This window comes from Streptomyces sp. NPDC020490 (assembly GCF_044335305.1).
Taxonomy (GTDB): Bacteria; Actinomycetota; Actinomycetes; order Streptomycetales; family Streptomycetaceae; genus Streptomyces.
The window spans coordinates 107,177-129,630 of record NZ_JBIRUY010000002.1 but is presented as its reverse complement, the minus strand read 5'-3'; the positions used below and the strand labels follow the sequence as shown (position 1 = coordinate 129,630).

Annotated in this window: 28 protein-coding genes and 1 pseudogene; 13 read left to right on the top strand and 16 right to left on the bottom strand. The window is 71.7% G+C overall.

Annotated elements, in window-relative coordinates; genetic code table 11:
* The first annotated feature begins 46 nt into the window (after positions 1–46).
* From ACH4ZX_RS04090 to ACH4ZX_RS04065, 6 genes are all read left to right on the top strand, one after another.
* Positions 47–631 (top strand): TetR family transcriptional regulator, encoded by a 585-nt coding sequence (locus ACH4ZX_RS04090; protein WP_398267122.1) that lies wholly within the window; start codon positions 47–49, stop codon positions 629–631.
* A gap of 248 nt (positions 632–879) precedes the next feature.
* Complete coding sequence (locus ACH4ZX_RS04085; RefSeq protein WP_351886667.1) at positions 880–1,269, top strand: CU044_2847 family protein; 390 nt, start codon at positions 880–882, stop codon at positions 1,267–1,269.
* Positions 1,266–5,600, top strand: a complete 4,335-nt coding sequence (locus tag ACH4ZX_RS04080; RefSeq protein WP_398267119.1) for a trypsin-like peptidase domain-containing protein — start codon at positions 1,266–1,268, stop codon at positions 5,598–5,600. The genes ACH4ZX_RS04085 and ACH4ZX_RS04080 overlap by 4 nt, the downstream gene beginning before the upstream one ends.
* 79 nt (positions 5,601–5,679) lie before the next feature.
* A complete protein-coding gene (locus ACH4ZX_RS04075) occupies positions 5,680–5,841 on the top strand; it encodes a hypothetical protein (protein WP_398267117.1) in 162 nt (53 codons plus the stop codon).
* Entirely contained in the window at positions 5,838–10,244 is a 4,407-nt protein-coding gene (locus ACH4ZX_RS04070; RefSeq protein WP_398267114.1) for a trypsin-like peptidase domain-containing protein, read from the top strand. The genes ACH4ZX_RS04075 and ACH4ZX_RS04070 overlap by 4 nt, the downstream gene beginning before the upstream one ends.
* Positions 10,245–10,452: 208 nt before the next feature.
* Positions 10,453–10,863: a hypothetical protein gene (locus ACH4ZX_RS04065; protein ID WP_398267111.1), complete on the top strand. Its 411-nt coding sequence runs from the start codon at positions 10,453–10,455 to the stop codon at positions 10,861–10,863.
* 18 nt (positions 10,864–10,881) lie between these two features.
* Here the strand turns inward: ACH4ZX_RS04065 and ACH4ZX_RS04060 are convergent, their stop codons facing one another.
* Both ACH4ZX_RS04060 and ACH4ZX_RS04055 read right to left on the bottom strand, forming a co-directional pair.
* A complete protein-coding gene (locus ACH4ZX_RS04060; protein WP_398267108.1) occupies positions 10,882–11,130 on the bottom strand; it encodes a hypothetical protein in 249 nt (82 codons plus the stop codon).
* Positions 11,127–11,387: a hypothetical protein gene (locus ACH4ZX_RS04055; RefSeq protein ID WP_398267105.1), complete on the bottom strand. Its 261-nt coding sequence runs from the start codon at positions 11,385–11,387 to the stop codon at positions 11,127–11,129. Before ACH4ZX_RS04055 ends, ACH4ZX_RS04060 begins: the two co-directional genes overlap by 4 nt.
* 186 nt (positions 11,388–11,573) lie before the next feature.
* Between ACH4ZX_RS04055 and ACH4ZX_RS04050 the strand changes: the two genes are divergently transcribed.
* Genes ACH4ZX_RS04050 through ACH4ZX_RS04040 form a run of 3 tightly spaced genes read left to right on the top strand, consistent with a single transcriptional unit; the run spans position 11,574 to position 12,843 of the window.
* Positions 11,574–12,416, top strand: coding sequence for a helix-turn-helix domain-containing protein (locus ACH4ZX_RS04050; protein ID WP_398267102.1), 843 nt, complete (start codon positions 11,574–11,576; stop codon positions 12,414–12,416).
* A complete protein-coding gene (locus ACH4ZX_RS04045) occupies positions 12,398–12,607 on the top strand; it encodes a DUF397 domain-containing protein (protein WP_398267099.1) in 210 nt (69 codons plus the stop codon). The genes ACH4ZX_RS04050 and ACH4ZX_RS04045 overlap by 19 nt, the downstream gene beginning before the upstream one ends.
* A gap of 29 nt (positions 12,608–12,636) precedes the next feature.
* A complete protein-coding gene (locus tag ACH4ZX_RS04040; protein ID WP_398267097.1) occupies positions 12,637–12,843 on the top strand; it encodes a DUF397 domain-containing protein in 207 nt (68 codons plus the stop codon).
* Between the two features lie 11 nt (positions 12,844–12,854).
* On the opposite strand, the gene ACH4ZX_RS04035 is transcribed toward ACH4ZX_RS04040, so the two are convergent.
* From ACH4ZX_RS04035 to ACH4ZX_RS04020, 4 genes are read right to left on the bottom strand one after another with little or no spacing between them, the layout of a single operon-like run.
* Positions 12,855–13,778 carry a LysR family transcriptional regulator gene (locus ACH4ZX_RS04035; RefSeq protein WP_398267094.1) on the bottom strand — a complete coding sequence of 308 codons (924 nt, stop codon included), beginning with the start codon at positions 13,776–13,778 and terminating at the stop codon, positions 12,855–12,857.
* A 56-nt stretch (positions 13,779–13,834) separates the two neighbouring features.
* Positions 13,835–14,977, bottom strand: a complete 1,143-nt coding sequence (locus ACH4ZX_RS04030) for an NAD(P)/FAD-dependent oxidoreductase (RefSeq protein WP_398267092.1) — start codon at positions 14,975–14,977, stop codon at positions 13,835–13,837.
* Entirely contained in the window at positions 14,974–15,162 is a 189-nt protein-coding gene (locus ACH4ZX_RS04025) for a ferredoxin (RefSeq protein WP_398267089.1), read from the bottom strand. Before ACH4ZX_RS04025 ends, ACH4ZX_RS04030 begins: the two co-directional genes overlap by 4 nt.
* The gene (locus ACH4ZX_RS04020; RefSeq protein ID WP_398267086.1) at positions 15,159–15,824 is read right to left on the bottom strand and encodes a cytochrome P450; all 666 of its coding nucleotides are present in this window, start codon (positions 15,822–15,824) and stop codon (positions 15,159–15,161) included. The genes ACH4ZX_RS04025 and ACH4ZX_RS04020 overlap by 4 nt, the downstream gene beginning before the upstream one ends.
* A gap of 50 nt (positions 15,825–15,874) precedes the next feature.
* Here ACH4ZX_RS04020 and ACH4ZX_RS04015 point away from each other — a divergent pair, with 50 nt between their 5' ends.
* The gene (locus tag ACH4ZX_RS04015; RefSeq protein WP_398267641.1) at positions 15,875–17,158 is read left to right on the top strand and encodes a glycosyl hydrolase; all 1,284 of its coding nucleotides are present in this window, start codon (positions 15,875–15,877) and stop codon (positions 17,156–17,158) included.
* 71 nt (positions 17,159–17,229) lie between these two features.
* Here the strand turns inward: ACH4ZX_RS04015 and ACH4ZX_RS04010 are convergent.
* Together ACH4ZX_RS04010 and ACH4ZX_RS04005 are read right to left on the bottom strand one after the other, a co-directional pair.
* Positions 17,230–17,826, bottom strand: a pseudogene (locus tag ACH4ZX_RS04010) (AbfB domain-containing protein); the annotation flags it as partial.
* 6 nt (positions 17,827–17,832) lie between these two features.
* Positions 17,833–18,054 (bottom strand): hypothetical protein, encoded by a 222-nt coding sequence (locus ACH4ZX_RS04005; protein ID WP_398267083.1) that lies wholly within the window; start codon positions 18,052–18,054, stop codon positions 17,833–17,835.
* Positions 18,055–18,265: 211 nt separating this feature from the next.
* Here ACH4ZX_RS04005 and ACH4ZX_RS04000 point away from each other — a divergent pair, with 211 nt between their 5' ends.
* Positions 18,266–18,499 (top strand): helix-turn-helix domain-containing protein, encoded by a 234-nt coding sequence (locus tag ACH4ZX_RS04000; RefSeq protein ID WP_398267080.1) that lies wholly within the window; start codon positions 18,266–18,268, stop codon positions 18,497–18,499.
* A 116-nt stretch (positions 18,500–18,615) separates the two neighbouring features.
* On the opposite strand, the gene ACH4ZX_RS03995 is transcribed toward ACH4ZX_RS04000, so the two are convergent.
* Together ACH4ZX_RS03995 and ACH4ZX_RS03990 are read right to left on the bottom strand one after the other, a co-directional pair.
* A complete protein-coding gene (locus ACH4ZX_RS03995) occupies positions 18,616–18,822 on the bottom strand; it encodes a hypothetical protein (protein ID WP_398267077.1) in 207 nt (68 codons plus the stop codon).
* Positions 18,819–19,190 carry a hypothetical protein gene (locus tag ACH4ZX_RS03990; protein ID WP_398267074.1) on the bottom strand — a complete coding sequence of 124 codons (372 nt, stop codon included), beginning with the start codon at positions 19,188–19,190 and terminating at the stop codon, positions 18,819–18,821. The genes ACH4ZX_RS03995 and ACH4ZX_RS03990 overlap by 4 nt, the downstream gene beginning before the upstream one ends.
* A 157-nt stretch (positions 19,191–19,347) precedes the next feature.
* Between ACH4ZX_RS03990 and ACH4ZX_RS03985 the strand changes: the two genes are divergently transcribed.
* Both ACH4ZX_RS03985 and ACH4ZX_RS03980 read left to right on the top strand, forming a co-directional pair.
* Positions 19,348–19,593 carry a GntR family transcriptional regulator gene (locus tag ACH4ZX_RS03985; protein WP_398267071.1) on the top strand — a complete coding sequence of 82 codons (246 nt, stop codon included), beginning with the start codon at positions 19,348–19,350 and terminating at the stop codon, positions 19,591–19,593.
* Positions 19,594–19,642: 49 nt separating this feature from the next.
* Positions 19,643–19,801, top strand: a complete 159-nt coding sequence (locus ACH4ZX_RS03980) for a hypothetical protein (protein ID WP_398267068.1) — start codon at positions 19,643–19,645, stop codon at positions 19,799–19,801.
* Between the two features lie 59 nt (positions 19,802–19,860).
* Here the strand turns inward: ACH4ZX_RS03980 and ACH4ZX_RS03975 are convergent, their stop codons facing one another.
* The 6 genes from ACH4ZX_RS03975 to ACH4ZX_RS03950 form a co-directional block, all read right to left on the bottom strand.
* Complete coding sequence (locus ACH4ZX_RS03975; RefSeq protein WP_398267065.1) at positions 19,861–20,388, bottom strand: HNH endonuclease; 528 nt, start codon at positions 20,386–20,388, stop codon at positions 19,861–19,863.
* Between the two features lie 98 nt (positions 20,389–20,486).
* Positions 20,487–20,732 (bottom strand): hypothetical protein, encoded by a 246-nt coding sequence (locus ACH4ZX_RS03970; RefSeq protein ID WP_398267638.1) that lies wholly within the window; start codon positions 20,730–20,732, stop codon positions 20,487–20,489.
* 2 nt (positions 20,733–20,734) lie between these two features.
* Positions 20,735–20,959 carry a holin gene (locus tag ACH4ZX_RS03965; protein ID WP_398267062.1) on the bottom strand — a complete coding sequence of 75 codons (225 nt, stop codon included), beginning with the start codon at positions 20,957–20,959 and terminating at the stop codon, positions 20,735–20,737.
* Complete coding sequence (locus ACH4ZX_RS03960; RefSeq protein ID WP_398267059.1) at positions 20,956–21,675, bottom strand: N-acetylmuramoyl-L-alanine amidase; 720 nt, start codon at positions 21,673–21,675, stop codon at positions 20,956–20,958. The genes ACH4ZX_RS03965 and ACH4ZX_RS03960 overlap by 4 nt, the downstream gene beginning before the upstream one ends.
* A 9-nt stretch (positions 21,676–21,684) precedes the next feature.
* A complete protein-coding gene (locus ACH4ZX_RS03955) occupies positions 21,685–21,882 on the bottom strand; it encodes a hypothetical protein (RefSeq protein ID WP_398267056.1) in 198 nt (65 codons plus the stop codon).
* Positions 21,883–21,891: 9 nt separating this feature from the next.
* Entirely contained in the window at positions 21,892–22,452 is a 561-nt protein-coding gene (locus ACH4ZX_RS03950; protein WP_398267054.1) for a hypothetical protein, read from the bottom strand.
* Between the last annotated feature and the right edge of the window lie 2 nt (positions 22,453–22,454).

Here is a 22,454-nt window from a genome sequence, read left to right as displayed (position 1 = left end):
ATGGAGTGTCAATAGAATGGACGGTGCTCGTTAGGATGGGGGCGAGATGACGCGCTATCGAGAGTCGGTCCGCTCCCTGCTGAAGGAACGGATCCTGGACGCCGCCTACGAGCGGGTCGCGGCCGAGGGCTGGGACCGGCTGAAGATGACCCATGTCGCCACCACCGCCGGAGTGAGCCGGCAGACCGTCTACAACGAGTACGGCTCCAAGTCGGCCATCGGCCAGGCGCTGGTGATGCGCGAGGTGGAACGCTTCCTCACCGGCATACAGGGCCAACTCCTCGCCCACCCCGACGACATGCGGGCCGCCATCACCGCCGCCATCGGGTACACCCTGCGCACGGCGGCCGACAACTCACTGCTCAAGGCCATCCTGACCAGCAGCCGGGGCGGCGACGAGGACCTCCTCGCGCACCTGACGACCCGCTCCGAGCCCCTGCTGGACAGCGCCATCGGCATGCTCACCGTCTACGCGGCGGAAGCCTGGCCCGAGATCGACACCCACTCCCGGGACCTGGCCGTCGAAGCGGTGGTACGCCTGACGGTCAGTCACCTCGTCCAGCCGGTCCTGCCGCCCGACCTCTCCGCGGAGCGCATCGCCGAGATCACCATGCGGGTCGCCCACGCCTGAGCCGCGTGGTCCGGTGCCCGGCGCGGTGCCACCGGCGCCTGCCGCGTTCGCCTGCAGGGCCTCTTCGCACTGTGGTGCGCCATGGACCTGCGGCAGGACCGGCCCTGGCATCAGGGTGCGGACGGGGAGCCACCGGATGTGAAGGAGCGTGGGAACGGTGATGTTCTGCGATGGTTCGGTTACAGCACGCTGGCGGATCGGTAGGGTACGGAGCTGCCGTGGCGGGTGGGTGTGGTGAAGGGGGAGACATGGCGTATCTGGTCGAGTTGCCCGTGTCCGGGGCCGGCGGCGAGGGGACGGGATCCGCTCCGTCGGACACGGCCGGCATCGTCAAGGTCCAGATCGAGGAGGTCGAGGACGGGCTGGTGCAGGTCGCGCGTCCCGGGCAGGTCGTGGCACGGGCGACCCGGTCGTTGAACGACATGCTCGCCGGGATCCGGCCGGTCGCGGAGAACTTCGTCGACGGATTCCGTGACATGGCACGGCAACCCGACGAGATCGGTGTCGAGTTCGGCCTGTCCCTGTCGGCCGAGGCGGACGTGGTGATCTCCCGTACGACCGGCCAGGCCAACTTCAAGGTCACCCTGACCTGGCGCAATCCGTCGTCCGGCGAACCGGCGGCGGACACGGCGGGATGACGGCGCCCGCGTTACCGCCCCGGCGTACGGGCGGTCCGGATCCGCAGTCCCTGGACGCGGCCGTGCTGCGGGTCCGCGACAGCCGCGGGCAGCCTGTCGGCGTCGCCTTCCTGGTCTCCGACACGCTCGCCCTGACCTGCGCGCACGTGGTCCACGCGGCCCTGGGCACGACGGGGGACGCGCCGCCCCCCGCGTCCGCCCGTATCGAGGTCGACCTTCCCCTCGTGCCCGCCGCGCAGCGCGACGGCGGCCCGCCCGCGACGACGGCCGGTGTCGAGCACTGGGTGCCGCCGCGGGCGCCGGCCGGGGGATCCCCGGCGTCCGCCGAGTCCGCCGAGTCCGCCGATGTCGCCGTGCTTCGGCTGGAGGCGCCGCTTCCGGGAGCGGCACCGGTGCGGTTGGTGGACGCGGACGAGCTGTGGGGGCACCCGGTGCGGGTGTTCGGGCTGCCCGCCGGCCGTCCCGGTGGGGTCTGGCACGCGGGCGTGCTGCGGGGGCGGCAGGCCGACGGCTGGGTGCAGGCCGATCTCGCCGGTACCGGCTATCCGGTGTCGCGGGGTTTCAGCGGCGGGCCCGTGTGGGACGGCCGGTTGTCGGGCGTGGTCGGCATGGTGGCGGTGGCCGAGTCCGGTCAGCCGCCGGTCAGTTACCTGATCCCCACCAGCGGGCTGGTGGCCGCCCGGCCCGAGCTGCGTGCGGTCACGCTGCCGCCGTCGCCGTTCCGCGGGCTGTCGGCGTTCCAGGAAACGGACGCGGCGATCTTCCACGGCCGACGGGCCGAGAGCGACCAGGTGGCACGGGCACTGGCCGCGGAGCGCCGGGTCACCGTCGTGGGACCGTCGGGATCCGGCAAGTCGTCACTGGCCCTGGCCGGCGTGGTGCCCCGGCTGCGCGCGGAAGGCGCTCAGGTGGTGGTCCTGCGTCCGACGCCCGGCAGCAGCCCGCTCGCCGCCTTCGCCGCGGCGCTGCTGCCGCTGCTGGAACCCGGTCTGCCCGAGTCCGAGCACCCCGGCCGGACAGCGGAACTCGCCGAACTGCTGCGCAACCAGGGCCCGGTGGACGTGGTGGCCCGACTGCTCCAGCTCCGGCGCGGCAGCCGACTGCTCGTCGTGGTCGACCAGTTCGAGGAGGTCCTCGCCCTGGAGCCGGACGCCGTCGACGAGTTCGCCGGCCTGCTCACCGGCGACACCCTGCCCGACACCGTCCGCGTACTGATCACGCTGCGTGCCGACTTCCTGGAGCCGGTGCTGGCCCATCCGCGGTTCGGCCCCGAGACCGGCGGACACCTGCACGCGCTCGCCCCGCCGGCCCCGGAGAAGCTGCGCGAGATCGTGACCGTACCCGTCGAGGCCGTACCCGGTGTGTCCTACGAGCCGAACCTCGCCGAGCGCATCCTCACCGACACCGGCCCGGGACCGGGTGAGCTGCCGCTCCTGGGCCTCACCCTCGACCTGCTGTGGCAGCGGCAGGAGGGCGGCCTGCTGACGCACCGGGCGTACGAGGAACTCGGCGGCGTTCAGGGCGCGTTGGGTGATCACGCCGACCAGGTCTGGGACGAGTGCGTGCCGCCGGAGGACGAGGAGGCGGCCAGGCGGCTGTTCACCCGGCTCGTCAGGGTCCCGGCCGGCCTGCCCGCGCCCACCCGCCGGATGGCACTGCGCACCGAACTGGACGCCGAGGAGTGGCGCCTGGCGCAACGGCTGGCCGGGACCAGGCTGCTGGTCGTCGGCGCCGACGCCGGGGGCGCCGAGACCGTGGAACTCGCTCACGAGGCGCTGATCGGTGGGTGGCGCAGACTGGCCGACTGGACCAGCCGGGACCGCTCCTTCCTGGAGTGGCGGGCCACGCTGCAACAGGACATGGTCCGCTGGGAGCAGGCCGGGCATGCCCCGGAGCTGTTGCCGACGCTCCTGCAACTCGCCCAGTCGGAAAAGTGGTTGAGCGAACGCGGCAACGAACTGACCGGCGCGGAGAGGCACTATCTGGACGCCGGCCGCGCCCACCGCCGCGCGAGGGTCCGCAGACGCCGGGCCGTGCTCTCGGCGGTCAGCCTCGTCGTGCTGCTGGTCCTGGTCGCCCTGTCGTTGTTCTACGCCACCCGCCAGGAGAGCCGGGAACGCGCGTCCCAGGCCGCGTCCCGCGCCCTCGCCCTGGCGGCGGAGGACGACACGGGCACCGAACCGGCCCTCGGTGTTCTCATGGCACTCGCCGCCCACCGGACCGCGCCGACGCCTGAGGCGCGCAACGAACTCCTCCGCCAGTACCTGCGCTACCGGAGCTACGACCGGGTGCTGTCCGGCGTACTGGGCACGGTCCGGGAGCTCGCCGCCAGCGGGGACGGCGACGTCGTGCTGGCCACCTCGGAACTGGGCCGGGCCGTCCTGTACGTCGGCGCGACGTCCGGACGGGTCCGCAGCGCACAGGTGCCCGCGACCGGGCAGGTCATGGACGTCGCGGTGTCCGCGGACGGCAGGCGCGTCGCCTACATCCAGGCGGACGGCAGGGCCGTGTGGTTCGAGGTGGAACCAGGCGCGCAAGACCTGCTCGGCGCGGTGCACCGGCTGCCGGACGCGCCGGGCACCGGCGTGAGCTGGGACCCCTCGGTGCGCCCCGCGATGTCGGTGGACGGCCGCATGCTCGCCGCGCGGGTCCGGGGCCGCCTGGTGTGGTGGAACCTGGACAGCGGTACGCTCGCCGGTGACCTGCCCGCCCCCCAGGACATGGCCGATGCGGTCTGGTTCGCTCCGGACGGGCGGACGCTGCTGGCGACGGCCTACACGCGGACGGGCGCGCAGGCCCTGGAGTCCGTCGACATGGCGACCGGCCGTACCACGCGATCCCTCTCCGGCGCCCAGGAGATCCATCTGTCCGGAGACCGCCGCACCGCGGTCGTGTGCCGCGAGGAGAACGGCCAGTCCGTCGTCCGCCGGTACCGCACCTCCGACGGCGCCGGCATCGGCCGCCCCTATCGTGAGCGGGACGAGGCCTACACCACGGACCAGTGCACGGTGGCCGCCGTGGACGCGACCGGGCGGCGCGTCGCGCTGCGCTGGGGTGACGAGGTGCGGCTGCTGGATCTGGAGCGGGGCGAGACGGTCTCCAGCGTCTCGATGCCGGAATCCACCGTGGTGCAGTTCCTGACCGAGCCCCTGCTCCTCGAGTCGCACGGCAGGCTCTACTACGGGGGCTGGCAGGACTCGTTGATCGCCTTCGTGGACCTGGCCCACGGCGACCGGCTGCCGCAGGCCGGTCAGCAGCGGCTGACCCCCGACGGGAAGCGGATGATCCTCGTCCGTGCGGACGGCTCCCGGATGGAACTGCGCCCGGCCGGCCCCCGGCGCAGCGGGCACGTCCTCGCGTCGACGTCGCGCGCGAAGCCGTACTGGGTGCCCGAGGAGACCGACCTGCCCGTCCTCGACGCCGCCGGCGGGCTCGTCGCCGACCGCGAGTCCCGGAGCACGGTGGTCGTCCGTGACGCGTCGACGCTGCGGAAGGTGGCCGCCGTGACCGCCGCCCGGCCTCCGAAGGCCCGCCCCCGCACCCCGTGGGTCCGGGACCTGGACGCGAGCGGGGGACTCAGCTGGCACCGGCCGGAGTACGCGTTCCGCTACTACTTCGACCACACCGGCCACCTGCTGACCGTCTCCGGCACCGTCGTCCAGCAGTGGGACCCGCGCACGGGCCGGCAGACCGCCCGCTTCGACGCCGCCGCGCTGCGCCCCGATGACGACCCCGACGCGACAATGGCGATCACCCCGTACCCCGGCCGGAACCAGGTCTCCGTGATCGTGCGGGGACGGCCCGGCATCCGTGTCGTCGACATCACGGACGGACGGATCACGGACCGCGTGCCCACCGAAGGCGCGGTCCTCTCCGTCCAGTTCGACTCCGAAGGCCGGTACTTCGCGGTCGTGCGACCTGACACCGGAGTCGAGGTGTGGCGGCGCGGGCGTCCCTCGCGCAGGGTGATCGGCCCGCTGAGGACGGCCGGCGACATCACTCCCGCCCCGTACCGCGCCGTCTTCCTCGACGACGGCCGCTTCCTGTTCGCCGCGGACAACGCCATACGCACCTACCGGATCGGCGAACGCGGCTACGACGACTCGTACGTGTTCGACGATGTGCCGGCGGGCGGGCTCACCTACCTGGACGTGAGCGAGGACGGCGGCACCGTGCTCCAAGGCGCTTCCGTGGACACGGGCGAGGCCCTGGTCCTCGACCCCGAGCTGTGGAGGCGGGAGTTGTGCCGCATCGTCGGCGACCGGGCGTTCACGGCGGACGAGCGCGCCGGTCTCCCGCCGGAGGCGAGGACACGGCGACTGTGCGGGTAGCGCCGCGCGTCGGCTGGTGAGCACTGACAACGAGGAACCGGGTGAAGGACCGACTGAAGGACCGACTGAAGGGGGCCGCATGGCGCATCTGCTCGAGCCGCCCGTGTCCGTGGCCGGTGGCGTCCCGGGCGCGGCACCGCCGGGCATGACGGACACCGTCCGGGTACGGACCGCGGAGACGTCCGGCGATCTCATGGCCACCTCGACCCGGCGCCGGCCGTCGGACCGGGCGGCGGGATGACGTCGGCACACGAGCTGGCACGGCAGCCGGCCGCCATCGGTCCGAAGGCCCTGGACAGGGCGCTGCTGCGCATCCTCGACGCGCGGCGGCAACCTGTCGGCGTCGGCTTCCTGGTGTCCGGAACGGTCGCCCTGACCTGTGCACACGTCGTTTCTGCCGCCCTAGGTACACCGGCCGGCACAGCGCCGGAACCCGGTGCGCGGGTCCTGGTCGACCTGCCCCTCGTGTCCGGCGGACCGCCGCACTCGGACGCGGTCGTCGAACTGTGGGTGCCGCCCCGGTCTCCGGGCGACGCGTCTTTCGGCGCGGCGTCCGGCGCGGCTGATGTCGCCGTGCTGCGGCTCGCGGCTCCGCTGCCGGGGGCGGGGCCGGTGCGATTGGTCGACGGGGACACGTCGGCGGTGGCGGCCGGGCCGGCCGATGAGCCGGGGGGCGGGTTGTGGGGGCACCGGGTGCGGGCGTTCGGGCTGCCCGTCGGCCGTCCCGGCGGGGTCTGGCACGCGGGCGTGCTGCGGGGGCGGCAGGCCGACGGCTGGGTGCAGGCCGATCTCGCCGGTGCCGGTTACCCGGTGTCGCGGGGTTTCAGTGGCGGCCCCGTGTGGGACGACCGGCTGACGGGCGTGGTCGGCATGGTCGCCGTCGCCGAGTCCGGTCAGCCGCCGGTCGGTTACCTGATCCCCACCAGCGGTCTGGTGGCGGCCTGGCCCGGTCTGGGCCCGCTCGTGCTGCCCCCCTCGCCGTTCCGCGGGCTCCAGGCCTTCGAGGAGGCCGACGCGGCGGTCTTCCACGGCAGGCGGAACGAGAGCGACAGGGTCGCCCGGGCTCTCGACGAGCAGCAGTGGGTCACTGTCGTGGGCCCCTCCGGTTGCGGCAAGTCGTCGCTCGCGCTCGCCGGTGTGGCGCCACGGCTGCGTGCGCGCGGTGGCCGCGTCGTAGTCATGCGGCCCGCGTCCGGGAGCAGCCCCCTCGCGGCCCTCGCCTCAGCGCTGCTGCCGTTGCTGGAACCCGGCCTGCCCGAGACCCGCCGACTGGCACGCATCCCCGAACTCTCCGGCGAACTGCGCCTCCACGGCATCGCCGGGCCGGCGGACCGGCTGCTCGAACCGCAAGAAGGCAACCAACTGCTCATAGTTCTCGACCAGTTGGAGGAACTGCTGCAACAGCCCCCGGAGGCCGTGCGGGAACTGGCCGACGTGCTGTTCGCCGCCGATGCCCTGCCGCCCGCCGTCCGGGTACTCGCCACCCTGCGCGCCGACTTCCTCGAACCCGTCCTCGGCCACCCGCGTCTCGGCCCCGCCACCGGACGGCACCTGCACGCCATCGGACCGCTCGGCGAGGACAACCTGCGGACCATCGTCACCGCCCCCGTCGACGCCCTGCCGTCCGTCTCCTACGAGCCCCATCTCGCCGAACGCATCCTCGCCGACACCGGCACCGAACCCGGAGCCCTGCCGCTCCTCGCCCTCACCCTCGACCTGCTGTGGCAGCGACAGGAGAACGGCGTGCTCACCCACCGCGCGTACGACGAACTCGGCGGTGTCACCGGCGCGCTCGGCAACCACGCCGACCGGGTCTGGGCCGAGCACGTGCCGCCCGCCGACGAGGCGACGGCCCGCCGGCTGTTCACCCATCTGGTCCGGCTGCCGCTCGGCGCCGCCGCGGCCACCCGCCGCCTCGCCCGGCGCGACGACCTCGGCGAGGACCAGTGGCGCCTCGCCCAGCGCCTCGCCGCGCACACCCGGCTCCTGGTCACCGACCGCGGCGCCGACGGCACCGAGACCGTGGAACTCACCCACGAGGCGCTGATCGGCGAGTGGGACAAGCTCGCCGCGTGGGTCGCAGAGGACCGGTCCTTCCTCGACTGGCGGGAGACCGTACGGCACGAAATGGACCGTTGGCAGGACGCGGACCGTGCCCCCGAACACCTGCCGACCACCGCGGCGATGGCCGGCGCGAAACAGTGGCTGCCGGACCGCGACGCGGCCCTGAGCGAGGCCGAGCGGGACTACCTGGCCGCCGGCCGGGCCCAGCGCCGCGCCCGCACCCGCCGGCGCCGGGCCCTGTTCGGCGGGCTGGCCACGGCCCTGACGTTCGCCCTGATACTCGGCATCCTCTACGCCGTCGAACGCCGCAGCAGCCAGGAGCGCGCCGCCCTCGACGCCTCCCGCGCCCTCGCCCAGGCCGCGCAGGAGTCCACGGTCATCGACCCGGCCCGGGCCGCGCTGCTCGCCCTCGCCGCCTACGACACGTCCCCCACACAGGAGGCCGCGAACGAACTGCTGCGCCAGTACCTCCAGTCCGGGGATTACGACCGGGTGCTCTCCGGCGACCTCGGCGACACTGTCTTCGACGAGAGCCGCGACGGCGATGTCGTCATCGCGGCGGCCAAGCGCTCCGGAGCCGTCCTGTTCGTGCACGCCCTGACCGGATCGGTGCGCACCGTGCGGGTGCCGTCCACCGGCAAGGTCCATTACGTCATGGTCTCCGGCGACGGGAAACGCGCCGCCTACGTGCAGTACGACGGCAAGGCCGTGTGGTTCGCGGTGCGCCCCGACGCGAAGCGGCCCGCCGGACCGCTCCACCGGCTCCCCGACGCCCCCGGCATCGGCATCGGCGCGAGCGTCACCCCCGCGATGTCCCTCGACGGCACGGTGATCGCCGCGCAGGTGCACCAACGCATCGTCTGGTGGCACCTGGACAGCGGCCCTGACGGCACCCTCGCCGGGAACCTCCCGGCGCCCAAGGGCATCGAGTCCAGAACGTGGCCGGCCCCCGACGACCGGACGTTGCTGGTCCCCGTCTACAAGCGGTCCCGCGCCCCCGGGCAGGGACGGAAGGGCGGTCTGCTCGCCCTCGACCTCAAGACCGGCAGGAGCCGGATCGTGGCACGCGCCGACGCCGACCAGATCCACCTCTCCGGCGACCGGACCCGAGTCGTCCTGTGCCACGTGCGGGGCAAGACCACCGAGGTCACGGTCCACCGGGTCCGCGACGGCTCGCGCGAGGGCACCGCCTACCGGGAGAAGGCCAAGGGCTCCGCATCCGGCATGTGCGGCGTGCAGTCCGTCGACGGCTCCGGCCACCGCGTCGCTCTCAGCTCCGCCCAGGGCCTCACCGTCGTCGACATGCGCGACGGCAAGGTCCTCTCCCGCAACGGCCTGCCCGCTTCGACCTCCTTGCTCTCCGAGAGCAGCCCGTGGCTCGTGGAGTCCGGCGGCAGCCTCTACTACGTCCGGCACGACGACTCGATGATCGGTTTCGTCCGGCTGCGCCCCGGCAACTGGACCCTCGACGTCGCCCAGCAACTGCTCACGCCCGACGGCAGGCAGACCATCAGCGTCCTGGCGGACGGCTCCCGCATCCGGGTGTATTACGCGCGCAAGGTCAGCGCCCGCATCCTCGCCGACGCACCGCGCCGCAAGCCCTACTGGGTGCCCGACCGCTCCCAGCCTCTCTCCCTCGACCGCGCCGGACGCCTCGTCGCCGACCGCGAGGGCGCGAACATCGTCACAGTCCGCGACGCCACCACGCTGCGCCCCACCACCACCGTCACCGCCGAACCTCCCCGACTCGACGACTCCGAGGGCTCGAACGGCGACGCCGGGTCCGGCGGCGAAGGCGGCAGCCGGCAACCGGCCTACGACTTCGACTACTTCTTCGACCGCGACGGGAAACTGCTCACCGTCTCGGGGGACATCGTCGAGCAGTGGGATCCGCGCACCGGCCGGCGACTCGCGCGCTTCGACGCCGCCATGGTCCGTTCCCGGGCCGGAGGAGCCAAGGACGCGGATCTGATGATCGGCCCCTACCCGGCGCCCAACCTGATCAGCGTCATCGTCCTGGACCGGCCCGGCATCCGCATCGTCGACGTCACCACCGGACGCACCGTCGAGACCGTGAAGACCGGCGACGACATCCTCGCCGCCCAGTTCGACTCCCACGGCAAGTACTTCGCGATCCTGCGCCGAGGCTCGATCTTCGAACTCTGGCGCCGCGGCGACCCGCCCCACAAGGAGCTCGGCCCGCTGCGCAGCGTCGCCGAGTCGAAGGACACACCGTTCGCCGCGAACTTCCTGGACGGCGGGGACCGCTACCTCCTCGCCGCGAACAACGCCGTGCGCATCTACCGGATCGGCAAGCCCGGCTACGAGAGCTTCTACTCCTTCACCGGCCCGAGCGGCAGCGCACTCGACGGACAGCACTCCTTCCTGGGCGCCTCCAGGGACGGCAGCACCGTGCTCCACGTCGGCCCCAAAGGCATCGGCGGACCGCTCCAACTGGCGCCGGACCGCTGGTACCGCGAGCTGTGCCACACCATCGGCGACCGGGAACTCACCCCCGGCGAGGTGGACCTGCTCCCCGCGGACCCGAAGTCCAGGAAACCCTGTGCCGAAGACGACTGAGACACCGACCGACCGGACCGTCGTGGGCGTTGCCGACCGGCGCGCCGTCCCCCTCGCCGAAGCATGCGGTCGCCGCCCCGCAGGCTTCGGCCGCCGAACGGGCCAGCCCATGGAACCAATGGTGCTGGTGACGCGGAGAGTTGCGGCATAGAGAAGCGGAAGGCCCCTTCTGGGACGGGACTCCAGAGCCGACAAGGGAGAGAGCACTGTGCAAGACCACACATCCGACGGCGCCGAGCCTCGCACGGTCGCCCTTGTCGTAGGCGGGGTCAGGTGTACCGTTCCCGCCGTCTACCACCACCAAGGCGTGCTGGAGGGCTGCCTTGAGATAACCGGCCGCCCCTTCTTCGCCGATGCCGGCGACTCGCACTACGGGCACTGTGGCATGGTCCTCAAGCCCGCCGCCAAAGGCACCGAGTACGCCGCCCTGGACAACCACGGCAACTACTGGGAGCCGGACTACGACACATCGATCGGGGAACGTCCAGCGCGTATCGTCGCCTGGGCGCAGGAACTCCTGCGGCGGAAGTCCGGGCCCAAGGACGCGGACCGCACGGCGCCCGACTTTCGGGGCCCTGGCCTCGCCGGGCCTGGAACCGGCTTCGGCGACCGCTGGTAGACGGCGGCCCGGCCCGCATCAGGCACGCTGGCGGCTACGGGCGTTGACCTCGGCGAGCAGCGCGCTCAGCAGTTCGTCCTGGCTCAGTGCCCGGACGCGACACGGCTCTGCGTCCCACTCGCGGCCACCGCCCAGCGGCCGGAGCTGAAGGTACGGGCCTTCATGGCCCGTGACCCGGCCGACCCGGTCGCATGCGGTGTCGCGTACGGCTTCTCCGACTGCCGGGAGTTGGCCCGGGTCTGCGTCCCCGGCGTCGTCCTCCGTCATGTGCCGATCCCTTTCCGGATCGCGTCCGCGAGCATCAGGGCCACGGGTGCGGAGCACACCCCGAGGTGGACGAGCGCGTACCGGGCCTCGCCCTCCCGCTCGTCCGCCCAGGGCGTGCGGATGTCCATCGCGGGGAGCTGGATGCCGGCCCGGCTGAGCGCGGCGGCGAGGGCGTCACGGGCGTCCACGGCCTCCTGGGTCTTCGGGTCGAGCGCCGTGGCGTGTTCCGCGTGTCGTGATGTGGGGGGCATCGTCATCCTTGTCGGTCCATTCCTGTGGATATCGGCACCCGGCTGCGCTGCCTGTATTACGTTGCGTAGTCCGGGCGTTACGAGAATGCGTCAGGATCTGGACGGCCAGGCTGTGGTCGGGACCGTGCTTCCCCGCGCCCCGGAGGTCGTTCCACACCGTCCACGCGAGCCTCTCGGAGAGGAGACAGCCGTATGCCGCAGCGACGCGTCGTCACCGGCCGCAGCCAGGAACCACGTCAGCGTTTCGCCGAGGAGCTGAGGACGCTGCGGGCGGGCAGCGGGACGAGCCTGCGGCAGCTCGGGGAACGGCTGGGCTGGGACTGGTCTCTCTTCGGCAAGATGGAGAAGGGCGAGACGCTCGGCAGCCCGGAGGTCGTCCAGGCCCTCGACACGCACTACGGCACGCCCGGACTGCTGCTCGCCCTCTGGGAATTGGCGGCCGGAGACCATACACAGTTCCGGGAACGGTACCGGCGGTACATGGCGCTGGAGGCGGAGGCGGTGAGCCTGTGGCACTTCGCGGTGGGTGTGCCTCCGGGCATCCTTCAGACGGAGGGGTACGCGAGGGAAGTTCTGGCGGCGGGACGGCTCACGGGCAAGGAACTGGACCAGCAGGTCAAGGCTCGGCTGACTCGACGTGACCTGTTGGAAGGTGAGGACGCGCCACCTTTCCGTACGATCCTGTCCGAGACGGTTCTGCGCACTCCGTTGAGGGACACTGCCGCCTGGCATGAGCAACTGACACACCTGGTCAAGATGTCCGAGCGGCCGACGGTGACGATTCAGGTGCTTCCGCATAGCGCGGGACCTCACAGCCTCTCGCACACCGACGTGATGTTCCTGCGAATGCCGGACGGGCGCGCCGTGGCCTACGTTGAGAGCGCGAGCCGGGGCGACCTTGTCGAGACCGCTGCCCAAGTCGAGAATCTCCAGCAAATGTACGATGCGGTGCGCGACTTGGCCCTGTCCCCGGATGAGTCGCGGAAGTACATCCTGCGCATGTTGGAGGAAGTGCCATGCGAACCATCGACCTGAGCGCCGTTGCCTGGCGCAGGAGCAGCTACAGCAACTCGGACGGCGGTCAGTGTGTCGAGATCTCCGACGACTTCGCCGCCGTCGTACCGGTGCGGGACAGCAAGGTTCCCCACGGGCCGGTGGTCGTGTTCCCGGCCGGCGGCTGGTCCTCCTTCGTGGCGGCCGTCAAGAGCGGACGCCTCGGCGACTGACACGGTCTGCGGATGTTGGAGGAAGCGACGTGCGATCCATCGACCTGAGTGCCGCGTCTTGGCGTAAGAGCAGCTACAGCAATCAGGACGGCGGCGCCTGCGTCGAGGTCTCCGACGGCTTCGCCGCCGTCGTGCCGGTGCGGGACAGCAAGGTTCCGCACGGTCCGGTGCTCGTGTTCCCGGTCGGCGGGTGGGCCTCCTTCGTTGGCGCGGTCAAGAGCGGCCGGCTGCCGTAGCCGTCCCGGCGTCATAGCTCCCCCGCCGCCTCGAACAGCAGCCCCCTCAGCCATTCCGTGAAGTACTGGTCGGTCAGGCGGGGGTTGAAGACCATGTCGATGCCGAGGCCGGGGAGGGGGAAGGGGAACTCCTCGATGCGCAGGTCGGCCAGGGCGCTCATGGTGACGGCGACGCGGTGGCGGAGGAGGGCCACGCCGCCGGCTCGGGCGACCAGGTAGGGGACGAGGAGGAAGTCGGAGATCAACTGGCCTACGCGGTAGGGGACTTGCTGGTCCTCCAGGACCGAGTACGGGAAGACGCGGCGGTCGGTGTCGACGACGACGTGCGGCTGGGTGGTCAGGAGGTCGAGCGCGGTCGCGTCCGGGGGCGTGTCGGGGGAGGCGACGACCACCACCCGGTCGTTGTAGAGCCGTTCGCGCGGGTACGGCGAGAAGTGGCCCTCGGAGACGAGGACGACGTCGACGCCCATGTCGGTGAAGGTGGCCTCGGTCGGCACGGTGATCGTCCGCATGCGCAGGGTGGCGTGCGGGGCGCGCTCGGTGACGAGCCGGGTGAGGCGGGGGCCGATGACGAACGCCGTGCTGGTCGTCATGGCGGCCGTGATGACCCGCTCGTCCGTGGCCGGGTCGAAGCAGGGGAAGTTCACCACGCGCGCCGTCTGCTGGAGGGCACTGCGCAGCGGGGTGATCAGTTCCAGGGCCCGTGGGGTCAGGGTGACGCCCGCTCCCTGCCGGACGACGAGGTCGTCGCCCAGCAGGCGCCGCATCCGGGTCAGGGCGTGGCTCATCGCGGGCTGGGAGAGGCCGACCCGTTGCGCGGCCTTGGTCACGGAGCGTTCCTCGAGGAGGGCGAGGAGGGGCACCAGCAGGTTGAGGTTGACCGACGCCAGCCGGTCGAGCCCGGAACCGGTGGTGCCCTCTCCGTCGTCGCGCATGCGGAAAACCCTACGCGGCGGCCCGCACCGCGGCCGGTACCACGGCCTGCACAGGCCTACTCCGCCGGGCGGGTCATGCGGCGCAGCCGCGGGATCGGGATGCGGTAGTCGAGCGCCGCGGCCACGCCGGTGCCGTCCGCGTGCGACCAGCGCATGAGTGCCGGGCCGCCGCCGGGGCCGCCGTCGATGTAGGCGGGTTCCCCGTCCAGCGGCAGGTGGCCCACCGCCTTCAAGGTCAGCCCGAACTGCTCGGTCCAGAAGTACGGCTGGAACTCCAGCGGCGGCGCCTGATCGCCGTGCAGCAGCGCCCGCGCGGCGACCTTCGCCTGCTCGATCGCGCTGCTCCACAGCGGGACGCGGCGCAGGCCGGAGGCGGTGGGGAAGGCCGCGAGGTCGCCGACGGCCGCCACCTCGGGGCGGACCAGCCCGCGGGAGTCGACCGGGACGGTGCCGTTCACGGTCAGGCCGGTGTCCGCGAGCCACTCGGTGTTGGGCACGTCACCGACGGCGCTCAGCAGCACCTCCGCCTCCAGGACCGCGCCGTCGTCGAGGACGACCCTGGCCTCGCCCGACCGCCGTTCGAGCCGAGCCGACCCGGTCTCGACGACGGTGAGCCCCTTGTCCAGCGCGGCCTTCACGAAGACCTCGGCGAGGTGCGGGCCGAGCTGGACGATCAGCGGCAGGCCCTGGGAGACCAGGGTGACCCGGCAGCCGGCGGCCAGGCATCCCGAGGCGATCTCCATGCCGAGCGGGCCGCCGCCGACCACGACGACCGACGGCCAGGCGGCCAGCATGCCGCGCAGGGCCAGCGCGTCGTCGAGTCCGCGCAGGGTCAGCTCCTCGGGCAGGCCGGACAGCCGTCGGGCCCGGGAGCCGGTGGCGAGGACGACGCGGTCGTACGGCAGGGCCGCGCCGTCGTCCAGGGTGACGAGCCGGCGGTCGAGGTCGAGTCCGGTCGCCCGTACGCCCAGCAGCTCGGTCGCCCCGTGGCCGGCCGGCGGCAGCTCGTGGGACGACAGGTCGTCGCCGTCGAGCAGCAGCGCCTTCGACAGGGCCGGGCGGCTGTAGGCCGGGTGCGGTTCGTCGCCGACGACGGTCAGCTCGCCGTCGAAGCCGGCGTCGCGGAGGGTGTCGGCCGCGGTGAGCCCGGCGATCCCGTTGCCGACGATCACGACGCGGCCGATCGTGCCGGCGCTCATACGATCCTCAGCGCGGCGACCGGACACACCCGGGCGGCGGCGTTCGCCGCGGCGGCGTCGGCCTCGTCGAACTCCTCGCGGTCGATGACGAGTTCGCCCTCGTCGTCGAGGTGCATGAGCTGGGGCGCGGCCTCCTCGCACAGGCCGTGGCCCTCGCAGCGGGGGCGGTCGAGAACGATCCTCATGCCGGGATCACCTCCAGGACGGGGAGCTGTTCGATGCTCCGGGTGATGTTGCTGGGAACACGGGTCTCGGGGCCGACGACGAGGCGTTCGACGCGCCGGGACAGCGCCTCGATCACGGCGTGGGCCTCCAGGCGGGCGAGTCCCTGGCCCGCGCAGCCGTGCGGGCCGTAGCCGAACGACAGGTGGTCGACCGGGTTGCGCTCGACGAGGAAGGCGTCCGGGTTCTCGTAGTGCCGCGGGTCGCGGTTGCCGGCGCCGAGCAGTACCGCGATCTGCGCGTCGGCCGGGATGACGGCGCCGTCGACCTCGACGTCCTGGGTGGCGCGCCGGCCCCAGGCGTTGACCGGGGGCCAGAAGCGCAGCACCTCGTTGAACGCCGCCGGTACCAGCGACGGGTTCGCGCGGACCAGGGCGAGCTGGTCGGGGTGCGCGGCGAAGAGGGCGACGATGTTGCCGATCGCCGCGATCGTCGAGTCGACGCCGGCGCCGAGGTACTGGTGGATGATGTGGCCGGCCGTGTCCGGTGGGATGTCGCCGCGTGCCTGGGCGTCGAAGATGCCGCGGCCCACGGATCCCTCGGTCAGGTCCTCGGCGGTGACCTGGGAGCACCAGCCGTAGAGTTCGCCGGCGATGGTGAAGTTCTCGGCCGTGCGCTGGTTCATCGGGCCGATGACCTGCATGGCGGCCTGGCCCCAGAAACTTCGACAACGCGCTGATCCAGTGGGGCATCGCCACCGGGAACAAGACCGTCCGCGACGCCGGCATCTACATGTACACCACGCAGGCCGCCGCGATTCAGGACTACTGGTTCGACACGAAGAACGACGTCTACCCCGGCGACTTCAAGCACAAGGAAGTCGGCATGGTGTGGGGCAACGGCGGCGCGTACTCGACCTGGTTCTCCAGCGCGCCCGAGCAGATCCAGGGCATCAACCTGTTGCCGGTGACCGGCGGTCACCTCTACCTCGGCGACGACCCGGGCTACGTCAAGGCCAACTACCAGGAGATGCTGGACCAGAGCGGCAAGACGCGGCCCACCATCTGGACCGACATCTGGTACGAGTACCTGGCCCTCGGCGACGGCGACGCCGCACTCTCCGCCTTCCGCGCCGACAACTCCTTCACCTCCGAGGAGGGTGAGAGCAAGGCGCACACCTTCCACTGGATCCGCAACCTCGCCGCCCTGGGGACCGTGGACACCTCGGTCACGGCCGACAGTCCGATGGCGGCCGTCTTCGTGAAGGACGGCAAGCGCACCTACGTCGCCGCCAACGTCACGAGCCAGGACGCGACCGTGCACTTCTCCGACGGCACCCCGGTCGAGGTGCCGGCCGGCCGGACCGTCGCCACCGGGGCCCAGAAATGGAGCGGAGGAAACGCCACGGGCGGCGGCAGCCCCTCCCCGACCGACTCGCCTTCCCCGACCGACTCGCCTTCCCCCACCGACTCCCCGTCCCCCACCGGCTCGCCCACGCCCACCGACTCGCCGTCGCCGACCGGCTCCAGCACGCCCCCCGGCGGCGGATCCTCACCGACCCTGTACTTCCAGGCCGGCGGTGAACTGACCGCGGCCCAGGGCGACTCGGGCAGCGTCACGGTGCCCTCCGCGGACGGCAGCAACCACGACGGCACCCCGTACAAGCCGGTCACCTTCACTGCCACCGGACTGGATCTGACGCGCGGCGCGGGCAACACCTCGTTCGACCTGGCGGTCGACGCCGACAACGTGGTGGGCAACGCCGTCCAGTTGCAGCTCTCCTACGACTGCACCGGCGACGGCACCTGGGACCGCACCGAGACCTACCACTACTTCGCCACCGACCCGATTCCCGGCTGGGAGCACTACACCGAGAGCATGGGGCTCGCCTCCGCCACCGGCACCGCCTGCGACCTGCGCGGCGGCACGGTCCAGGCCAAGGTATGGAGCGCCATCGGCGTCAAGTCCAGCACCCTGGGCACGGGCAGCCGCTCCGTGCTGCACCTCCCGTGCGCCTGACCCGTTCCGCGTGCCGGATCCTCGGGCGCGCCGGCCCCCGGGACGCCACCGCGTCCCGGGGGCCGCGGGCGTCAGTACCCGACGCGGAAGGTGGCGTCCTGCGACTCGGCGGCCGTGGAGACGGGGTCGATGCGCAGGACGTAGTCGGAGTGCCGGATGTAGCGGGTGGGGTAGTTGTGCGAGCGGAACGACGTCCAGGTCGCGTCCGCGAGGCCCGCCGTGCGGTGGAAGGTGGCGTCCGCGGCGAACGTCGACGTGCCGTCGTTGACGTCCAGCCGGAGCTGGTAGTCGTAGTGACGCAGGTACCGCGTCGGGTAGTCGACCGACTGGAAGGAGACCCCGGAGGCGTCCGCGAGGCCCGGGACGAGCTTCCACAGGGTGTCCTTGTACGGGTCGACCGGGTACTCGTCGATCCGGCCCACCCAGTTGGAGTGGCGGACGTAACGTGCCGGGTAGTTGTAGGACTTGAGGCGGTTCCAGGCCGGCGTGCCCCACGCGGCGACCAGGTTGTCGTACTCGGCCGTGCTGATGGCCGTGATGCCGCAGTGCTTGGAGTTGACCGGCTGGGTGTAGGCCCGCTGGTCGAGCGCGGTCCAGGTGCCGGACGCGAGGTCGGTGGACTGCCAGGCGTAGAAGACGCCGTTCGGCGTGTAGGTGTCGCCCCACAGTGTGGTTTACCCCTGTCTGAGAGATGGGTGGGCGATCTCGTCGATGACCTGTAGCGCGTCGTCGAGTCTGCCGCGCAGGCGCTCGACGAGCAGGATCAGCGCGGCCTGGTCGAGGTTGGTGAGTTCGGCGGTCCGGGCGAAATCCAGGTCGCGGTGGGCGAAGGTGACGCGGGTGCGCTGGATGTCGGTGAGCCGGTCGGTGAGAGCGGAGGAGTGCTCGTGGGTCATTGGAGGTGCCACCTGTGCAGGGCTGGGCATGGAGATGCTTGCGGGGTGCAGCAATCGTCGGTCGGGTGGTCACGTTAGGCAATAAGCCAACGATCACGTCACTCGAACGGGTGTTTTACTCGTGCGAGTCTTGTGGAAGCGGCTGCCGCCTGCCTGTAAATGTACGGTCCGCGATACAGACACGCGATCATGACCCCGAGAGCGTGGAGCGGTGCCGTCCGTCCCGCCACCCGACTGGGTCCTCGCCCGCCGTAGGACCATCGGTGACCGTATCCGCGCCGTGCGTCGGGAGCGGGGGCTGACGCAGGAGGCGCTCGCCGAGACGGCCGGCATGGACCGGCAGGCCATCAACCGCATCGAGCAGGGGCACCAGTCCGCGCTGGTCGACAATCTGATCCGTATCGCGGACGCGCTCGAGGTGCCGCTGGCGGATCTCGTGCGGTGACCCGCCGCCGGGATCCAGGGGCCTGTTCCCGGCGGCGGGTCCGGCGGCCGACCTGTCCGGCATGGAGGCGGCCGCCATTCCCGTGCCCGGCACACCGCCGCGCCGGGTACGGGGGTCTACTGGGGCCAGCGGTACCCTTCGGCGTCCGTCGGCTTCTTGCGGCCGTTGTAGTAGTCGACGTGGTCCCCGTCCGAGTGGATACCTGGGGGCCTGGTGCAGCGACCACCCCCACCCGGGCGCGGCGCCGAGCAGTAGCCGGCAGCGCGGCCCGCAGCGAGAGACGCGGCCTCGTCGGCGTCAGCGGCGCCCTTCCGGCCGGTCATCGCCGGGCCTCCCTGATGATCCGGTTGAGGGCGCGGCCGATCTCGCAGCCGGCGGTGTCAGCGCAGCCGTCGGTGCAGGCGGGCGCGTGGTCGAGGAGGGCCCGGTACGCCCGATCGCGGGTGCACGGTCGGCAGGAGCGCGGGTACCAGCGCTGTCGGGCGCTGTCCGGGGCGTCGCTGAGGGGGCTGAGCTGCTCGCCGTAGTCGATGGCGGTCTCTGCGGTGAGCGGGCTGCGGGTGCACCATACGCAGTCGGCGCCGCGTTTCTGGCCGTCTGTGACGGTGCTGATGGCGGGGAGGTTCAGGAGGGCGAGGGCGGCCGGTGGCAGGCCTGTCGCTGTGCCTGTGCGGGCGGTACTGTGCGCCATGTCGATGCTCCCTCGAAGCGTCGGCCAACGCCCCCGAGCCCGGCCAGGCTGCGGGGGCTTGTCGTGTGTGCAGCGTAGACCTAGCTAGCTAGGGTTGCTAGGCGAAACAGGCGATCTCGTCTCGCTCAGTGACACGAGCGGACCTAGCGTCACGATCATGGAGTGGGAGCCGGACGTGCCGAGGTGGCGGCAGATCTACGCGATCCTCGAGGAGCGGATCGTGGACGGGACGTATCCGCCGGGTACGCAGTTGCCGGGCGTGCTGGCGTTGCATGAGGAGTTCGGGGTGGCGCAGATGACGGCGCGCCGGGTGCTGACCGAGCTGCGGGCCGCCGGGCTGGCGCAGATGCAGCCGGGCGTGGGCACGTTCGTGACGGAGCTGCCGGAGCGCCCGAAGGGGTGACAGCCCGTACCCTTGATCCATGTCCCCCGACGCCCCCGCCCCTACCGGCGTGCGCTCTGCCGCCGTCCTCAACGAGGCGATCCGCGCGCTCTGGCAGCGTGGCGGCGGCAGGCTGGGCACGGCTGAACTGCGGGCGGAGTATGAGCGGCTGGTCGTCGCATGGGCCGCCGCCGTACAAGCCGAGCAGGCGACCGTCGAGGCGGCATAACGAAGGGGCCCCGACCGCCGAAGCGGGCGGGGCCCCTCGCCGGTCGGTCAGCTCATGAGCTAGCGGCCTTCCAGAAGCCTGAACCGGTGGTGAAGCGTGGACGGGTGCATGGACACTTCGCGCGCCAAGGCGGTCACTCCCTCACCAGACCTCCAGCGCTCATGCAGCGCGCGAGCCTGATCGTCCGTGAGTTTGGTCTGGATTCCCCGCAGCGCGTTCTCCCGGCTCGTCACGGGCTCAAGATGCTCGGGGTTGACACACCGCCGCACCCGGCACAGGTGGTCAAGGTGAAGTCCCTCGGGAATCGGCCCAACCAGATCCTCATAGGCGACGCGGTGGGCAGGCCGCTTCGCGCCGTTGATGGTAGGGGCGCCGTATCCCTTGCTCTCCACGCTCCCGGTCCAGACCCAGCAACCGCCCGGTGCCGTCTTGTCCACGCGGGCCCAGAAACGGGGGCGCCAGTCCCGGACGGGCGGCACGTAGGAGGGGTCGCCGTGCGTCTGCCACCTCTTGTAGTGCCGGTGGCACCAGCCGCGAGCGATGACCCCCTGCTCGCATCCGGATATGGCGCAGGTAGGCTTCGTCATGTCGATCTCCTCAGTAGATCGGCCATGCCCCGGGACGGTTGCAGCCGTCGCCGGGGTCCATGTTCGGTTGTTGCTCTCATTCTACGCCGGACGGCGTATCAGTGGATCAGGTACTGGGCCAACAGGCCGCCGCCTGTGGCGAGTACAGCCGCACTTCCTGCCGCTCGCCAGATCTTCTGTTCCAGGACTCGGATCCGCGTCTCATGATCCGCGACGTCCTTCCCCAGCTCTGTCAGGCCCTGCCCGATCCCGTCCAGCTTCGTCTCCACACGGGTCAGGCCATCGCTCAGGGATCTCAGCTCCTGGTACATCTGCGCGGGCGGAATGTAGACGCCCGGATCCATGCTCACCCGTCAGCCCCCGGCAGGGCTGCCGCCGTTCGCGGCGAGCCCCCGACGAACGCCGACAGAGCACCCTTCACCACCGCCAGCGCGGCCGGTATCGCCGCCACCGCCGCGGCCTTCGCGGCCGGCAGGTCGACGACGCTACCCGCGAGGAGCAGGCCGACGAACGCCTCCAGGTAGGTGGCGACGACTCGTTCGGCGAGGTCCTTGAAATAGGTCATGGTCATGATCCCTTCTTCTCCAGCGCGGTGACGCGCTTCTCCAGACTGGCGAGCCGCTCCTCGACTGTGGTCGGCGTCGGCGCCGGGGCGGGGCTGTTCGGCGACCAGCCGGCCGCGTGCTTGAGCCGCTCCGCGACCCGCTTCCGCACGTCCGGCATCGTGATCCCCGGCCCGCGCGGGTCGACCTTGCCGGGCTGCCACTCCTTGTGCCCGATGACGGACGTGTCGCCGTCCTTGCCCCAGCCGTGCGCCCGGCACAGCGCCGCCGCGGTGCGGACGATCGCCTCGACCTGGACGGCAGGCCACGGGTCGGCGCCGTCGCCGAGGTTCTCGCACTCGAAGCCGTAGAAGCGCGCGTTGCCGTCCGTGTCGGCCTGGTTCGCGGGGGGCAGCGGCTTCTCTGCGATGACCGCGTTCAGCACGTCGCCGTCGCCGAGTCCGGCGTGGTTGGCGCGACCGTATCCGACGAGGTGGACGACGCCCTGCTTGTCGATGACGCCGTGGCACAGCGGGCCGGGCAGGCTGGGGTAGCCCTTGGTGCAGATGGATACCGTGTTGGCGGTGCCCTTGGTGACGGTGTGGTGGACCATCACGCCGTGCACCGGGCCCCAAGCGCCGTGCCCTTCCCGGTTGTGGTGGCGCCAGTCGCCGACCTCGACGACCTTCACGCCCTCCGCCTTCAGGGCGGCGAGGAACGCGGACGGGGTGAGGGGTGTGGCCATGCGGGTCTCCTAGACGATGGTGATGATCTGCTCGTACTTGCGGGCCAGCACGGACTGCACACCCGGCACCGCGGCCAGGCAGTCCCGGACCGCGTCAACGATGGTCATCTCGGCGACGACCTGCTGCTCCTGGTCGATCGATGCCAGCGTCACCGAAACCACCGGCAGACCGCCGGCGTCTCGGCCGGTGACTGTGTAGTTCGCCATAGCTCCTCCTTATGCGACCCGCAGCATCCATATCCACGAGTCCGTGTAGACCGTCGTCGCGGTCGCGTTGCTGGAGAACTGGGCCCAGTCCAGGCTCCAGGTGCCTGCCGTGCTGCCGACCCGTAGCGTGCCCTTGAGGTGCAGGGTGATCGGTGTGCCACCCGTACCGAGACCGCCGTAGCTCCTCGCCGCGGTGACGTCGTTGGTCTCCACCCGGAGCATGTAACCGCGCGCGTCCTGCGTGTCCGTCTGCAGCGCCGGCGCAGCGGTCGAGCCGATCACAGGGGAGCTACCGGCGCCGATCGCCGTCCACTCGCCGAGCGCCCCGGACGGCGCGCTGAAATCGATGTTGATGTCGGCGGCGGTCGGCGTGTCGTACTTGATCCAGCCCTCCCAGATGTAGACGGCGCCCGCGACGACGTCGGTCTGCAGGTGCGGGTCGGCGGTGGTCGTTGTGGTCGCCGACCGTTGGGTGTCGGCGGTCTTGCGGAGGGTCTGCATCTGTGACGAGCGCAGGAGGCTCGCGGTGATGCGCTGCCCGCCGAGGAACGTCGGGTAGGACTCGGCCACAG